This window comes from Zobellella endophytica (assembly GCF_003012775.1).
In the GTDB taxonomy this organism is placed as follows: Bacteria; Pseudomonadota; Gammaproteobacteria; order Enterobacterales; family Aeromonadaceae; genus Oceanimonas; species Oceanimonas endophytica.
Map to the genome: position 1 here is coordinate 281898 of NZ_PXYG01000002.1, position 13748 is coordinate 295645.

Below are 13748 nucleotides of genomic sequence, written 5' to 3' on the forward strand. Positions count from 1 at the left end.
TCGACAGTTCAGGAGCCGTTTATGACCCGCAGCGTATTGATTACCGGTTGTTCTTCCGGCATCGGCCATTGTGCCGCCCACTACCTCAGGCAACAGGGATTTCAGGTGGTGGCGTCCGCCAGGACGGCGGAAGACGTGGCGCGCCTGCAGCAGGAAGGCTTGCAGGCGGTAGCGCTGGATCTGGCCGACGAAGGCAGTATTGAGGCCGGGGTCGAACAGGCGCTGGTGCTCACCGGCGGCAGCCTGTACGGGTTGTTCAACAACGGCGCCTACGGCCAGCCCGGGGCGCTGGAAGACCTGCCCACCGCCGCCCTGCGGCAGCAGTTCAACACCAATCTGTTCGGCACCCATCACCTGACCCGGCTGCTGCTGCCCACCATGCTGGCGGCGGGGGAAGGGCGCATCGTCCAGAACAGCTCGGTACTGGGCCTGGTGGCCATGCAGTTCAGGGGCGCCTACAACGCCTCCAAGTTCGCCCTCGAAGGCTATACCGACACCCTGCGGCTGGAGCTGGCCGGCACCGGCGTCCACGTCAGCCTGCTGGAGCCCGGACCCATAGAAACCCGCTTCCGGGCCAACGCCAGGGCGGCCTTCTTACGCCATATCGACCCGGAGCACAGTCGCCACCGGCAAGGCTACCGGCAAACCCTTGCCAGGCTGCAAAAGCCCGGGCCCAGCTCCCGCTACAGCCTGCCGGCCGAGGCTTGCATGGCACCGGTGTACCACGCCCTGACCAGCACCAGGCCCAAAACCCGTTACCCGGTCACCCGGGCCACGGTGATGATGGGCTGGTTCAAGCGCCTGCTCAGCGATCGGGCGCTGGACCGGCTGATGCTCAAGGCCGGCGGCTGAGGCATCAGCCGAAGTGGCCGCCGTTCTCGTAGTAATTGCGGCCTTCCAGCCGGGTAAAGACCACGGCCACGTCCGGCTCGTCCCCCACCCGGGCCCGCAGGGCCTCGGTAATGGCGGCGGCCACCCGGTCCTGCACCTCCAGCGGGCGTTCGAACCAGAACACCTCGACGAAGGGATAACCGGCCACCACATGGCCCTGGTGCACGAACTCGGCCGGGATGAATTCCAGGGTAAAGTGCTCTCTGGGACTGCCGGCCAGCGGCGCCAGGGTATCGACCAGCGATTTGCTGAGCTGTTTGACCGTTTCACGGGACACCCCGCGAAAGCGCAGATGAGGCATAACTGTTTCCTTTTCCTTAACGGCAACCTAGATTGGCATCATAATCACAAGCCGTCGGACAAAACAGCGGGGGCACATGAAAATTTTAGGCTATCTCTTGTTGTGGTTGTGGTGCGGCCACGGCCTGGCGGCGCCGGCCCTGTGGTCGGCCAGCAAGGGGGAACGGCAGTTGTGGCTGTTCGGCTCCATCCATCTCGCCGACGAACGGCTGGCCGGGTTGCCGCCGCGGCTGCTCCAGGTGCTGGCCGACAGCGAGCTGTTGCTGCTGGAAGTCGATCCGGCGGCGCTCTCCGGTGCCGAACTCGTCCCCCTGCTGAGCCTGCCTCCCGGCGACGGCTGGTCCACCCGCCTGGGGACCGGCCTCGCCGCCGAACTGCACGACGCGATACGGTCGGCCGGCCTGCTCCCGTTGCAGCACAGCGTCCCCTGGTTTGCCGCCATGCAGCTCACCCAGGCCAGGGCGCGGGAACTGGGCTTTGCCAGCGGCCAGGGGGTGGATCTGCAGCTGCAGGCCAGGGCCCGGCAGTTGGGGATCCCTATCGCCGGGCTGGAACCCCCTACCCTGGTGTTCCGCCTGCTGTCCACCCTGGCGGAGCACCGGCTGGAGGCGGATTTCGTGCGCCACAGCCTGGATGAGCTACCCGGCATGCAGGGCCACCTGGATACCCTGCTCACTACCTGGCTGAGCGGTGATGAAGCCGCCCTGCTGGCTTTGCTCGACGCCGGGCAGAGCCCGGCACTCGGCGACTTTATCGAGCGGCGCTTGCTGGCGGAGCGCAACCGCCGCTGGCTGGAGCGGCTGGAGCGGCTGGCGCCGCGCAACGCCCTGCTGGTGGTCGGCGCCCTGCACCTGTACGGCGAGCAGGGCCTGGTCTCCCTGCTGGAGCAGGCCGGCTATACCCTCAATAAAATCGAGGATAAGGCGCTTTATTGATCCGGATCAGCATGGCGTCCCGCCGGCCCGTTAAGATACCCCCATGGCACACAGGAAAGGAGACGGGCCATGGCATTCTGGCTTGATTTAATGTTCGGCAGCGATGTCGGCTTGATGTCCATGATAGTCATCATCGCCACCCTGCTGCTGATCAGCTTCTACGCGGGCTATTTCATCTACAAGGTAAAGAACGCCGACGAAAACCGCTGATCCCTACAGTTTAAACAACGGTGGACCCCGACCTCCTCCTCCCCCGGGGTCTGCCGTTTCCCCTTTTCCCCAACTTGCTTATACTGCGGCTATTCCCGTTTTCGAGGAGCCGTCGCTATGTCTTCTTCCGAATGGTCTTCATTTCTCCATGAACTGGACGGGCTGACCCCGCTCCGGCAAGACACCCTGGCCGCGGCACCACGCCCGGAGCGGGACGCCGACAGCCTGCAGGCCCGGCGCCAGGCCGCCGAAAGCGACCCCGCCGGCCAGCAACCCGGCCTGTCGCTGGACACCGTCACCCTGCTTAGGCCGGACGATGTCGTCAGCTACAAGAAGCCCGGGGTGCAGGATGGGGTATTCAAGAAGCTGCGCCTCGGCAAGTACCCCTGCGAAGCCCGGCTTGATCTGCACAACCACAGCATCGAACAGGCCCGCCGGGCCCTGCTCGGCTTTATGCGCGACTGCCGGCGGCTGGATCTGCGCTCGGTGATCGTGGTGCACGGCAAGGGCGAACGCGGCCAGCCCCAGGCCCTGCTGAAAAGCTATGTCTCCGGCTGGCTGCCACAGCTGCCGGAGGTGCTCGCCTGCCACAGCACCCAGCGGCCCCATGGCGGCACCGGCAGCCTCTATGTGCTGCTGCGCAAGAGCGAACGCGCCAAGCAGGACACCCGCGAACGCCTGCAGAGCCGGCTGGGCTGACTCCCTTTATCCACGACCAAAGGAATCCCTCTATGTCATACGCCTTATTGGTGGAACACTTCGAACAGCTGCATCATCTGCAGCACCTGGGCGCCATCTGCGGCTGGGATCAGGCGACCATGATGCCGCCGGGCGGCAACGAGGCCCGGGCCGAGGCGCTGAGCACCCTGGCGGTGCTCTGCCATCGGCAATTGCAGGATCCGTGCCTCGGCGACTGGTTCGCCGCCGCCGAGCAGGAGCCGCTGGCACCGGAACAGGCCACCGGCCTCAGGGAAATGCAGCGCGCTTGGCGCGATGCCACCCTGCTGCCGGCGGACCTGGTGCGCCAGTTGTCCCTGGCCGGCTCCCGTTGCGAGCATGCCTGGCGCAGCCTGCGCCCGGCCAACGACTGGGCCGGCTTTCTGCCGCTGTTCGAGGAAGTACTCAACCTGTCCCGCCAGGCCGCCTCGGCCCGGGCCGAGGCGCTGGGGCTGTCGCGCTACGACAGCCTGCTGGAAAAGTACGAGCCGGGCATGCGCAGCGCCCGGCTGGACCCGCTGTTCGACGGGCTCCGCGGCTGGCTGCCGGGGCTTATCGGCGAGGTACAGGAAAAACAGCGCGGCGAACCGTTGCTGGCGCCCCGGGGTCCGTTCGCCATCGAACGCCAGAAAGCGCTGGGGCTGGAAGTGATGCGGCTGCTCGGCTTCGATTTCAACCACGGCCGGCTGGACGTCAGCGCCCACCCCTTCTGCGGCGGGGTCAGCGAGGATGTCCGCCTCACCACCCGCTACAACGAGCAGGACGTCACCCAGGCCCTGATGGGCATCATCCATGAAACCGGCCACGCCCGTTACGAGCAGGGCCTGCCTGCGGCCCTGCGCAAGCTGCCGGTCGGCCAGGCCAGATCCATGGGGGTGCACGAATCCCAAAGCCTGTTCTTCGAAATGCAGCTGGCCCGCCACCCGACTTTTATCGCCCGGCTGGCGCCCCTGCTGGACACCCATTTCGGCCCCCAGCCGGCCTTTGCCGCCGACAACCTGGCCCGGCTCTATACCCGGGTCGCACCGGGCCTGATCCGGGTCGACGCGGACGAGGTCACCTACCCGGCCCATATCATGCTGCGCTACGAAATCGAGCGGGATCTGATCGAAGGCAAGCTGGAGGCGCGGGACCTGCCCGAGCGCTGGGATCAACTGATGCAGCGCTATCTCGGCCTCGACACCCGGGGCAACTACCGGGACGGCTGCCTGCAGGACATCCACTGGACCGACGGCAGCTTCGGCTACTTCCCGAGCTACACCCTGGGGGCCATCTACGCCGCCCAGCAGGCCGCCGCCATGCAGCGGCAGCTGGGTCCGCTGGAGGCGCTGATCGCCGAAGACATGAGCCCCATCTTCCACTGGCTGCGGCAACACATCTGGCAGCACGCCAGCCTGCAGGATACCGCCACCCTGATGACCCGGGCCTGCGGCCAGGCGCTGGATCCCGCACCGTTCAGATCCCACCTGGAGCAACGATATTTGGGCTGAACCGCACTATGCTGCACTATGCTGATAGTGACGGGGTTCCATGGATGGAGCCGACGGGCCCAGGAGGGCAGCATGATGGACGGAAAAAAGCCCCGCCACCAGCTGGTGGTATTTTATGATGGCTCCTGCGAGGGATGCGTGAAGGACAGGGCCCGCTACGAGCGCTGGGCCGGCGACAGCGGTGACGACATCTACTGGTTCGATATCACCGGCAAGGAAGATGTACTGCTGAGCCTCGGCATCAGCCCGCAGCGGGCCCTGCAGGAGCTGCACGTGCAAAACGCCGACGGCGAAATCTTCTCTGAACTGGATGCCTACATCCTGCTGATGAAACGCCTGCCCCGGCTCAGGCCACTGGCCTGGCTGATGGGGCTGCCGCTGATCCGTCCCTGCCTGTCCTGGCTGTATCGCACCTGGGTCAGAAACCGCCTGGAGCAGCAGGGCCGGCTCTGATCGCCGCCGGTCCGACGCAGGCCCAACCTGGTTACGCCCCCATGACAGTGCTGGCGAGCTGGGGCATAATCGCCTGCATACCCTCAAGCGAAGCAGGCCGCCCATGCGTTACGCCAATATTACCGGTTGGGGCAAGTGTCTCCCGCCGGCCGCCCTCAGCAACGACGATCTCAGCACCTTTCTCGACACCTCCGATGAATGGATATACAGCCGCACCGGTATCCGTTCCCGGCGCATCGCCCACGTCGACACCTCCCAACTGGCCACGGTGGCCGCCCGCCACGCCCTGGCCGCCGCCGGCCTGGCCGCCGCCCGGCTGGACGGCATCATACTGGCCACCGCCAGCCCCGACAGCCTGGTGCCCAGCGCCGCCTCCGCCGTGCAGCAACGGCTGGGCGCCACCGGTGCCGCCGTGTTCGACATCAATGCCGCCTGTACCGGCTTCATCTACGGGCTGAGTGTCGGCAGCGCCCTGATCAAAGCCGGCAGCATGCGCAAGGTGCTGGTGATCGGCGCCGAACGGCTGACCCATTACCTGGACTGGACCCAGCGCGATACCGCCGTGCTGTTCGGCGACGGCGCCGGCGCCGTGGTGCTGGAAGCCGGCGATGCGCCGCTGGGGCTCATCGCCGACAAGCTGGGCTGCGATGCCGAGGCCCGGGCGATACTGGCGGTGCCGGATTCGGGCACCGCCCGCCAGCGTTTCGAGCATGTCGACGGCCTGTTCGAGGTGAACTTCGAAGGCAAGGAAATCTTCAAACGCGCGGTGAAGGGCATGGGAGAGGCGGCCGCCACCGTGCTGGCCCGGGCCGGGGTGACAGGACAGGATATCGACCTGCTGCTGCCCCACCAGGCCAATGTGCGCATCATCGAGACCCTGGCCAGGAAAATGGAGCTGCCCACAGACAAGGTGATGATCAACATCGGCCAGTACGGCAACACCTCCGCCGCCACCGTGCCCATCGCCCTGTGCGAGGCGCTGGAGCAGGGCCGGATCCGGCCCGGTGCCCTGCTGCTGACCGCTGCCTTCGGTGCCGGCCTGACCTGGGGTGCCGGGCTCATCCGGTGGGGAGAGCGGGTGACGCCGCTGCACGCCAGCGACGCCACCCTGCCGCCCTGCAACCAGAGCGCGCTGGAACTGCTCGCCCCGGCCATCGCCGGCTGCCGCCGGGCCCGTGGTGGTTAAGCGGTGGCGTGCACCGCCTCCAGCACCGCCAGCATGCGTTCGGGCTGCACCGGCAACCCGACATTCAGCGCCCCGTTCAGGCGGGCCAGGGTGCGGGGATTGAGGTTGCCGCTGACCTCCGCCGGCAACACCTCATCCGTTACCCGCAGCGGCTCGGCCCGCATCGCCAGCAGCAGCCGCAGGCTGTCCTGCTGCAGCTCGCCGGCCAGGGCCGACAACTGCGGGGCGCGGCGGCGATCGCTGTCGGTGGCGTACAGCGGGTCCGCCGCGGGCAGCTCGAAGTAGCCTCGCCAGTCGGGGGCACCCCGCTCGTCTTTCGGCTCGTCGATGCGCGGCAGATCCCGGGCATCATCCGAAATCAGCGCCAGCAGCAGGCCAAAATCGCCACGACGCCCCTCGTGGACCGCCTGATTGAGGCGGTCACCGAGCTGGCTGTCGTTTACAAGCAAATTGGCGGCGATCTCTGGCAGCATGAAAAGTGCAAATATTAGGCATTTAAACGGTTATCGGCAGCCAATCGCCTTTTTTTAGGAAATTAATTGTTTTTAAGGGGTTCACAAAGCCGTTCAGTTTGGTAGTATGCGCCCCACAAAGTGTGGAGGGGTTCCCGAGTGGCCAAAGGGATCAGACTGTAAATCTGACGGCTCAGCCTTCACTGGTTCGAATCCAGTCCCCTCCACCATCTATCCTCGATTAATGCTCTGTGCGCTAATCTACAATATAAAAAGTTTACTCGTGGAGGGGTTCCCGAGTGGCCAAAGGGATCAGACTGTAAATCTGACGGCTCAGCCTTCACTGGTTCGAATCCAGTCCCCTCCACCATCCTTCAAGCCGGTGCATCGCACCGGCTTTTTCGTGCCCGCCGTATCATCTCCGATCGTGTCTATACTCCTAGGAACCCATCCACAGGAGGCAACTCATGAAGAAAATACTGGTTGTTTATTACTCGATGTATGGCCATATCGAGACCCTGGCCTATGCGATCAAGGAAGGTGCCGAGCAGGTGGCCGATACCGAGGTCACGCTCAGGCGGGTGCCCGAGCTGGTGCCGGCGGAGGTGCTGGAAAAGAGCGGGGCCAAGACCAACCAGCCGGCGCCCATCGCCAGCCCCGCCGAGCTGGCGGAGTATGACGCCATTATCGTCGGCACCCCCACCCGCTTCGGCAACATGTGCGCCCAGATGCGCAACTTCTGGGATCAGACCGGTGGCCTGTGGGTAAAGGGCGCGCTTATCGGCAAGGTCGGCAGCGTCTTCACCTCCACCGGCACCGGCGGCGGCAACGAAACCACCATCACCTCGACCTGGAACACCCTGGCCCACCACGGCATGATGATAGTGGGCCTGCCCTATTCCTGCGCGGATCTCGCGGATTTGCAGGAACTGCACGGCGGCTCGCCCTACGGCGCCGCCACCATAGCGGGTGCCGACGGCAGCCGCCAGCCGACCGGGCAGGAGCTGAACATGGCCCGCTTCCAGGGCGAGCACGTGGCCAGGATGACGGCCAGGCTGGGCTGAAAGCTGGAAAGTCGATTGACGACACGGAACGGGAAGCCTCAAGGCTTCCCGTTTGTTTTGCTGCCGGCTTGCCACGTCGGGCACTCAGGGCTGTTCTTTCAGCGCCTCGTTGAGCCGTTGCTGCTGGTGCTCCGGCGAATGGGTGTGGCGCGCCAGCATCCGGTACATGGCCGGCACGATAAAGAGGGTGAGCAGGGTGGCCAGGGACACCCCGGCAAACACCACTATCCCCACCGCCTGCCGGCTCTCGGCCCCGGCCCCGCTGGCCAGAATCAGCGGAATGGAGCCCGCCACCGTGGTGAAGGCGGTCATCAGGATAGGCCTCAGGCGACGCACCGCCGCCTCCACCAGCGCGTCGTGGAACGACAGCCCCCGGTCCCGCAACTGGTTGGCGAACTCCACGATCAGGATGCCGTTCTTGGTCACCAGGCCGATCAGCATCACCAGGGCTATCTGGCTGTAGGCATTGAGGGTCATGCCGGCCAGGTAGAGCCCCAGCAGGCCGCCGAGCAGCCCCAGCGGCACCGTCAGCAGCACGATGAAGGGGTGGATAAAGCTCTCGAACTGGGCCGCCAGGATCAGGAACACCACCACCAGCGCCAGCCCGAACACGAAGGCCACGTCGCCCTGGTTGGACTTGTACTCGAGCGACTCGCCCTTGTAATCCACGGTGGCATTGTCGGGCAGATGCTCGCGCACCTGTTCGTCCAGGTAGTCCAGCGCCTCGCCCTGGCTGTAATTGCCCACCAGGTTGGCGCTGAGGGTAATGGCCTTCTTGCGGTTGTAGTGGTTGAGCGAGGGAGAGGCGCCCTGCTCGTTGAGCGAGACCAGGTTGTCCAGCGAGACCAGCTCGCCGCCACTGCTGCGCAGGTAGATGCCGGCCAGATCGGTCAGCCGGCTGAACGCCTCTTCCCGCCCCTTGAGGTAGACGTCGTACTCCTCGCCCTGGCGGGAATAGGTGGTGATGGCCTGGCCGCCCAGCATCACGTTGAGGCTGTCGGCCACCTCGCTGACCGAAATGCCGAGCTTGGCCGCCCGCTGCTGATCCACCTCGACCAGCAGTTCGGGCTTGGTCTGGGCGTAGTCCAGATCCAGATCGCTCAGCCCCGGGTTGTCCCGTGCCAGATCCCGCAGCTGCTCGGCCCATAGGTAGAGTTCGTCGTAGTCGGCCCCGCCCAGCACGAATTCCACCGGCGAGGTGGAGCCGCTGCGGATGGACGACGGCAGTATCGGGATCACCAGCACATCGGCCACGTCCCGGGTCATGCCGCGGATCCGCGTCACCAGGGTTTCCGCCGGGACATCGCGCCGGTCCCAGGTTTCCAGGCTGGCGATCACCATGCCGCTGTTTACCCCGCCACCGAAGCCGGGGGTGCGCACCGTCAGGCTGGTGGCCAGCCCCTCGTCGAGCAGCGGGGTCAGCCGCTCCTCCACTTCACCCATGGCCCGGGTCATGCGCTCGAAGCTGGCGCCCTCGGCGCCGCGCACCATGACGAAGACCACGCCCCTGTCCTCCTTCGGCGTCAGGCTCTGGGGGATGGCGCGGAACAGCAGGCCAATCAGCACCAGCGCCACCACCATCACCAGCGGCGCCCACCAGACATGGCCGAGCTCGCTGCCGAGCAGGCGCCGGTAGCCGCTTTCCAGCCGGGCGAAGCCGGAGTCGAAATGCCGGGCCAGCCAGCCCGACTGGCTGTGGGGTTTGAGGATCTTGCTGCCCATCACCGGGGTCAGGGTCAGCGCCACCAGCGAGGAAAACGCCACCGCCGAGGCCAGCAGCACCGCGAACTCGGTAAAGATGCGGCCGATGATGCCGCCCATGAACACGATGGGCAGGAACACCGAGATCAGGGTCAGGGTGGTGGCGATGACCGCGAAGCCCACTTCCCGGGCACCGTGATAGGCGGCGGCCAGCGGCGAGCGGCCCCGCTCCAGGTGGTGGTAGATGTTTTCCAGCACCACGATGGCGTCATCCACCACCAGGCCGATGGCCATGATCAGCGCCATCAAGGTGATGAGGTTGACCGAAAACCCCATAGCCAGTGCTACGATAAAGGCGCTGACCAGCGATACCGGCACGGTAATGGCCGGGATCAGGGTCGCCCTGACCTGGCCGAGGAAGATGTAGATCACCAGCACCACCAGGCCCACGGTGATCATCAGGGTCTGGTACACCTCGCCGATGGCGCTTTCGATAAACACCGAGCTGTCGTAGGTCCAGGTCAGCTCGGTGCCTTGTGGCAGAAACGGCTGCTGGGCCAGCACCGCCTGCTTGACCTCGTTGACCACGTCCAGGGTGTTGGCCTGGGTCTGCTTGACGATCCCAAGGCCCACCACGTTAAGGCCGTTGGAGCGGAACAGGGTATCCTCGGGCTTTTCCCCTTCCCACACCTCGGCCACGTCGCGCAGATAGACCCGGCTGCCGGCGTCGATACGGCGGATGGTCAGGTTCTCGAAGTTCACCGCCTGCTCGTAGCCGCGCTGGATCCGGGTGGCGAAATTCTGCTGGGCGTTTTCCAGGGTGCCGGCCGGCAACTCCACGTTCTGGGCGCGCAGGGCGGCGCCGATGTCCGCCACCGTCACCCCGCGCGCCGCCATGGCGGCCGGATCCAGGCGTACGTTCATCACCCGCTCCTTGCGCCCGCCGACCCACACCGAGCTGACCCCGTCGAGCAGGCTGAAGCGATCCGCCAGCACGTTCTGGGCATAGTCGCCCAGATCCAGCGCCGACATGCCGGTGGATCTCAGGGTCACCCACAGGATGACGTCGTTGCGGCCGGTGTCCTTGGTGACGATGGGGGCGTCCGCCTCGTCGGGCAGCCGGCGCGAGGCGCGGGATACCGCCTCGCGCACGTCGCTGGCGGCGTTGTCCAGATCCCGGCTGGGATCGAATTCGATGGTGATGCGCGAGCTGCCGTCGGTGGTGCTGGAACTGATGAACTTGACCCCGCTGATGCCGGACAGTTCGTCTTCCAGCCGCTTGCTCACCTGGGTTTCCAGCACGGCGGCGCTGGCCCCGGTGTAGTCGGTGCGTACCGTGACTATCGGCGAGGTAGTGTCGGGCATCTCCCGCAGGGGCAGTTCGAGGAAGGAGATCAGCCCGAACACGCACAGCATCAGGCTCACCACCGTGGCCAGTACCGGCCGGGAGATGGAAATGTCAGAGAGCTTCACGCTTGACCTCCACCTGCATGCCGTCGCGCACCTTGACGGTGCCCTCGCTGATCACCTGCTCGCCCGGCTCCAGCCCGGCGGCGATGGTGACCAGCTCTCCCAGGTTGGCGCCGACTTCCACGGTGCGGCGGCTGACCTTGCCGCTCTCGTCCACCACGAACACATAGCGCTGGTTGCCCGCGTACAGCAGGCTCTGGGCCGGGATCACCGACTGCAGGCTGTTGTTCAGGCTGAGCTGCACCCGCATCAGCATGCCGGGCACCAGCAGGCCGCCGCTGTTGTCGAACACCAGCCGCACCCCGGCATTGAGGGTGTCGGCGTTGACGCTGGGGGCGATCACCGCCAGCTCACCGATAAAGGGCTGCCGGCCGTAGGCATCGGTGACGGCGGTCAGTTGCTCGCCCACCCTGAGCTTGCGGAAATATTTTTCCGGCACCGCCAGATCCAGTTTCAAGGTGCCGATATCCAGCAGATCCGCCACCGGCGTATTGGCGCCGAGCAGCATGCCGGGCGCCACGTCGCTCAGTCCGATCACGCCGGCAAAGGGCGCCTTCAGGGTCAGGTAATCCGCCTCGACCCGGGCGGCCTGCAACTTGGCCTCGGCCATGGCGACCGCCGCCTGCTGCCCTTCCAGCTCGGTCTGGGTGACCGCCTTGCGCCGGAACAGGGTCTGGTAATTGTTGAGGATGCGGCGGGCGTCCATCAGCGCCGCCTCGGCTTCCTTCACCGCCGCCTGCGTCGCCCTGTCGTCCAGGCTCAGCAGGGTTTGCCCCTGTTCCACCTGTTGTCCCGGAACGAAGTGGACCCGGGTCACCCGGGCGCTGACCTGGGGCGCGATGGCCACTTCCTGGTTGGCCTTGAGGGTACCAATCAACTCCACTTCGGACTGCACCGGCTGCTCGACCACCCGCACGGTAGACACCAGGGGACCGCTCTGCGCCCCGGCCAGCGGAGGCAAGACCAGCAGGCCCCCCAACACGACTCCCAGGTATTTACCCTTGTTCCACATGCTCTTATCCCTTGTCTGCTGCTGGCATCAGTGTACCCGTTTCGCCCGGCCAGACTATGTCAGTCACCCACAAAGATGTGACAAAGTGTGGCAAGGCCACCGGCGAGACAGTGACAGCCCGTTAAAAATCCCACTACGCTTATTAATTAGAGGCGGTTAACCCTGAATTACATTCGGTCAAGGAGAGACACCATGAGCCAGGGCAAGATACTGATCACCGGCGCGGCCCGAGGCCTGGGGCTGGGCATGACCCGCTATTTCCTGCAGCACGACTATCAGGTGCTCGGCCTCGACATCGACAAGTATGCCCTCACCGAGCTGGATGAAGCCCAGTTGCCCGGCCTGCAGCTGGTGCACCTGGACGTGGCCGATGAACAGTCGGTACAGACCCTCAGCCGGCTGATCGAACGCCAGTTCGGCCGGCTGACCGGCATCGTCAACAACGCCGCCATCAGCCTGCCCTACCACGAGTCGATCCAGCAGCTGTCCCTGGTGCACTGGCAACGGGTGCTGGCGGTCAACCTCACCGGCCCCATGCTGATCTGCAAGCACATGGCAAACCTGCTCAGGCCGGGCTCCGCCATCGTCAACATCGGCTCCACCCGCGCCCATCAGTCGGAGCCGGACAGCGAAGCCTACGCCGCCGCCAAGGGCGGCCTGATCGCCCTGACCCACGCCCTGGCCGTCAGCCTGGGCCCGGAGATCCGGGTCAATGCCATCAGCCCGGGCTGGATTGATGTCAGCGCCTTGCAGCCCGGCAAGAACGAGCCGCCGCCCAGCCCGGCGGACCATCGCCAGCACCCGGCGGGCCGAGTCGGCGAGGCGGAAGACGTGGCGGCCCTGGCCCGTTTTCTGCTCTCGGCGGAAGCCGGTTTCATCACCGGCCAGGAGTTCATCGTCGATGGCGGCATGAGCAAACGGATGATCTACCTGGACAACCCGGCTGCCGAATAGCCGGCTTTCTGCTAGCATGAGGCCAAATTTCTCTGTTTGGCGACGTCATGAAAGTTATTTCCTTCAATATCAATGGGCTGAGAGCCAGGCTGCCGCAGTTGCAGGCGCTGATCGATAAACACCAGCCGGATATCATCGGCCTGCAGGAAACCAAGGTACACGATGACGCCTTTCCGCTCGCGGCGGTCGAGGGCATGGGCTACCGGGTGCATTTCCACGGCCAGAAAGGCCATTACGGCGTGGCCCTGCTGAGCAAGGCGGAGCCCGTCGAGATCCGCAAGGGCTTTCCCGGCGACGACGAGGACGCCCAGCGCCGTCTGATCATCGGCCGTTTCGCCCGCCCCGACGGCAGCCTGCTCACCGTGCTCAACGGCTACTTCCCCCAGGGGGAAAACCGCAGCCACGACACCAAGTTTCCGGCCAAGACCCGCTTCTACGCGGATCTGCAACGCTACCTGAACGAGTATCACCGACCCGACGACGCCCTGGTGGTGATCGGGGACATGAATATTTCCCATACCGATCTGGATATCGGCATCGGCGAAGCCAACCGCAAGCGCTGGCTGCGCGAGGGCAAGTGCTCCTTCCTGCCGGAAGAGCGGGAATGGATGGACCGGCTGCTGGGCTGGGGGCTGGTGGACACCTGGCGGTTGCAGCACCCGGAGGAGGACCAGACCTATTCCTGGTTCGACTACCGCAGCCGGGGCTTCGACGACAACCGGGGCCTGCGCATCGATCTGATCCTGGCGACCCGGCCACTGGCCGAGCGGCTGACCGACACCGGTATCGACTACCAGCTGCGCGGGCTGGAGAAACCCTCGGATCACGCCCCCATCTGGGCCAGTTTCGGGGAATAAAGCGCAGGGATTTGGGACCGGGGACTGGGGACTGGGGACTGGGGACTGGGGACTGG

At 65.5% G+C, this 13748-nt stretch carries 14 protein-coding genes and 2 tRNA genes; 12 read left to right on the top strand and 4 right to left on the bottom strand.

The window, feature by feature from the left end; genetic code table 11:
* The first annotated feature begins 21 nt into the window (after nucleotides 1-21).
* The gene (locus tag C7H85_RS06540) at nucleotides 22-852 is read left to right on the top strand and encodes an SDR family oxidoreductase (protein WP_106728912.1); all 831 of its coding nucleotides are present in this window, start codon (nucleotides 22-24) and stop codon (nucleotides 850-852) included.
* A gap of 4 nt (nucleotides 853-856) precedes the next feature.
* On the opposite strand, the gene C7H85_RS06545 is transcribed toward C7H85_RS06540, so the two are convergent.
* Complete coding sequence (locus C7H85_RS06545) at nucleotides 857-1192, bottom strand: DUF1904 domain-containing protein (protein ID WP_106728913.1); 336 nt, start codon at nucleotides 1190-1192, stop codon at nucleotides 857-859.
* 76 nt (nucleotides 1193-1268) lie between these two features.
* Between C7H85_RS06545 and C7H85_RS06550 the strand changes: the two genes are divergently transcribed.
* From C7H85_RS06550 to C7H85_RS06575, 6 genes are all read left to right on the top strand, one after another.
* Complete coding sequence (locus C7H85_RS06550; protein ID WP_106728914.1) at nucleotides 1269-2126, top strand: TraB/GumN family protein; 858 nt, start codon at nucleotides 1269-1271, stop codon at nucleotides 2124-2126.
* 69 nt (nucleotides 2127-2195) lie between these two features.
* Nucleotides 2196-2336, top strand: a complete 141-nt coding sequence (locus C7H85_RS06555; protein WP_106728915.1) for a DUF3149 domain-containing protein — start codon at nucleotides 2196-2198, stop codon at nucleotides 2334-2336.
* A 117-nt stretch (nucleotides 2337-2453) separates the two neighbouring features.
* Nucleotides 2454-3035 carry a DNA endonuclease SmrA gene (gene smrA, locus C7H85_RS06560; protein WP_106728916.1) on the top strand — a complete coding sequence of 194 codons (582 nt, stop codon included), beginning with the start codon at nucleotides 2454-2456 and terminating at the stop codon, nucleotides 3033-3035.
* A gap of 32 nt (nucleotides 3036-3067) precedes the next feature.
* The gene (locus C7H85_RS06565) at nucleotides 3068-4543 is read left to right on the top strand and encodes a carboxypeptidase M32 (protein ID WP_106728917.1); all 1476 of its coding nucleotides are present in this window, start codon (nucleotides 3068-3070) and stop codon (nucleotides 4541-4543) included.
* 72 nt (nucleotides 4544-4615) lie between these two features.
* Nucleotides 4616-4996 carry a thiol-disulfide oxidoreductase DCC family protein gene (locus tag C7H85_RS06570; RefSeq protein ID WP_245879592.1) on the top strand — a complete coding sequence of 127 codons (381 nt, stop codon included), beginning with the start codon at nucleotides 4616-4618 and terminating at the stop codon, nucleotides 4994-4996.
* 103 nt (nucleotides 4997-5099) lie between these two features.
* Nucleotides 5100-6182 (top strand): ketoacyl-ACP synthase III, encoded by a 1083-nt coding sequence (locus C7H85_RS06575; protein WP_106728918.1) that lies wholly within the window; start codon nucleotides 5100-5102, stop codon nucleotides 6180-6182.
* Here the strand turns inward: C7H85_RS06575 and C7H85_RS06580 are convergent.
* Complete coding sequence (locus C7H85_RS06580) at nucleotides 6179-6655, bottom strand: VC2046/SO_2500 family protein (protein ID WP_106728919.1); 477 nt, start codon at nucleotides 6653-6655, stop codon at nucleotides 6179-6181. The two genes, C7H85_RS06575 and C7H85_RS06580, sit on opposite strands and share 4 nt — an antisense overlap.
* Before the next feature lie 124 nt (nucleotides 6656-6779).
* Here C7H85_RS06580 and C7H85_RS06585 point away from each other — a divergent pair.
* From C7H85_RS06585 to wrbA, 3 genes are all read left to right on the top strand, one after another.
* A tRNA-Tyr gene (locus C7H85_RS06585) sits at nucleotides 6780-6864 on the top strand.
* A 55-nt stretch (nucleotides 6865-6919) separates the two neighbouring features.
* A tRNA-Tyr gene (locus tag C7H85_RS06590) sits at nucleotides 6920-7004 on the top strand.
* 97 nt (nucleotides 7005-7101) lie between these two features.
* Complete coding sequence (gene wrbA, locus C7H85_RS06595) at nucleotides 7102-7698, top strand: NAD(P)H:quinone oxidoreductase (protein WP_106728920.1); 597 nt, start codon at nucleotides 7102-7104, stop codon at nucleotides 7696-7698.
* Nucleotides 7699-7782: 84 nt separating this feature from the next.
* Here the strand turns inward: wrbA and C7H85_RS06600 are convergent, their stop codons facing one another.
* Nucleotides 7783-10872: an efflux RND transporter permease subunit gene (locus tag C7H85_RS06600; protein WP_106728921.1), complete on the bottom strand. Its 3090-nt coding sequence runs from the start codon at nucleotides 10870-10872 to the stop codon at nucleotides 7783-7785.
* On the bottom strand, nucleotides 10859-11881 hold the full coding sequence (locus tag C7H85_RS06605) for an efflux RND transporter periplasmic adaptor subunit (protein ID WP_106728922.1): 1023 nt from the start codon (nucleotides 11879-11881) through the stop codon (nucleotides 10859-10861). Before C7H85_RS06605 ends, C7H85_RS06600 begins: the two co-directional genes overlap by 14 nt.
* Before the next feature lie 192 nt (nucleotides 11882-12073).
* On the opposite strand from C7H85_RS06605, the gene C7H85_RS06610 reads away from it, so the two are divergent.
* Together C7H85_RS06610 and xthA are read left to right on the top strand one after the other, a co-directional pair.
* Nucleotides 12074-12835, top strand: coding sequence for an SDR family oxidoreductase (locus C7H85_RS06610; RefSeq protein WP_106728923.1), 762 nt, complete (start codon nucleotides 12074-12076; stop codon nucleotides 12833-12835).
* Nucleotides 12836-12882: 47 nt separating this feature from the next.
* The gene (gene xthA / locus C7H85_RS06615; RefSeq protein WP_106728924.1) at nucleotides 12883-13692 is read left to right on the top strand and encodes an exodeoxyribonuclease III; all 810 of its coding nucleotides are present in this window, start codon (nucleotides 12883-12885) and stop codon (nucleotides 13690-13692) included.
* Nucleotides 13693-13748: the final 56 nt, after the last annotated feature.

Coding starts and splice junctions, on each gene's coding strand:
- C7H85_RS06540 (WP_106728912.1), top strand. CDS start 22: ATGACCCGCAGCGTATTGATTACCGGTTGTTCTTCCGGCATCGGCCAT.
- C7H85_RS06545 (WP_106728913.1), bottom strand. CDS start 1,192: ATGCCTCATCTGCGCTTTCGCGGGGTGTCCCGTGAAACGGTCAAACAG.
- C7H85_RS06550 (WP_106728914.1), top strand. CDS start 1,269: ATGAAAATTTTAGGCTATCTCTTGTTGTGGTTGTGGTGCGGCCACGGC.
- C7H85_RS06555 (WP_106728915.1), top strand. CDS start 2,196: ATGGCATTCTGGCTTGATTTAATGTTCGGCAGCGATGTCGGCTTGATG.
- smrA (WP_106728916.1), top strand. CDS start 2,454: ATGTCTTCTTCCGAATGGTCTTCATTTCTCCATGAACTGGACGGGCTG.
- C7H85_RS06565 (WP_106728917.1), top strand. CDS start 3,068: ATGTCATACGCCTTATTGGTGGAACACTTCGAACAGCTGCATCATCTG.
- C7H85_RS06570 (WP_245879592.1), top strand. CDS start 4,616: ATGATGGACGGAAAAAAGCCCCGCCACCAGCTGGTGGTATTTTATGAT.
- C7H85_RS06575 (WP_106728918.1), top strand. CDS start 5,100: ATGCGTTACGCCAATATTACCGGTTGGGGCAAGTGTCTCCCGCCGGCC.
- C7H85_RS06580 (WP_106728919.1), bottom strand. CDS start 6,655: ATGCTGCCAGAGATCGCCGCCAATTTGCTTGTAAACGACAGCCAGCTC.
- wrbA (WP_106728920.1), top strand. CDS start 7,102: ATGAAGAAAATACTGGTTGTTTATTACTCGATGTATGGCCATATCGAG.
- C7H85_RS06605 (WP_106728922.1), bottom strand. CDS start 11,881: ATGTGGAACAAGGGTAAATACCTGGGAGTCGTGTTGGGGGGCCTGCTG.
- C7H85_RS06610 (WP_106728923.1), top strand. CDS start 12,074: ATGAGCCAGGGCAAGATACTGATCACCGGCGCGGCCCGAGGCCTGGGG.
- xthA (WP_106728924.1), top strand. CDS start 12,883: ATGAAAGTTATTTCCTTCAATATCAATGGGCTGAGAGCCAGGCTGCCG.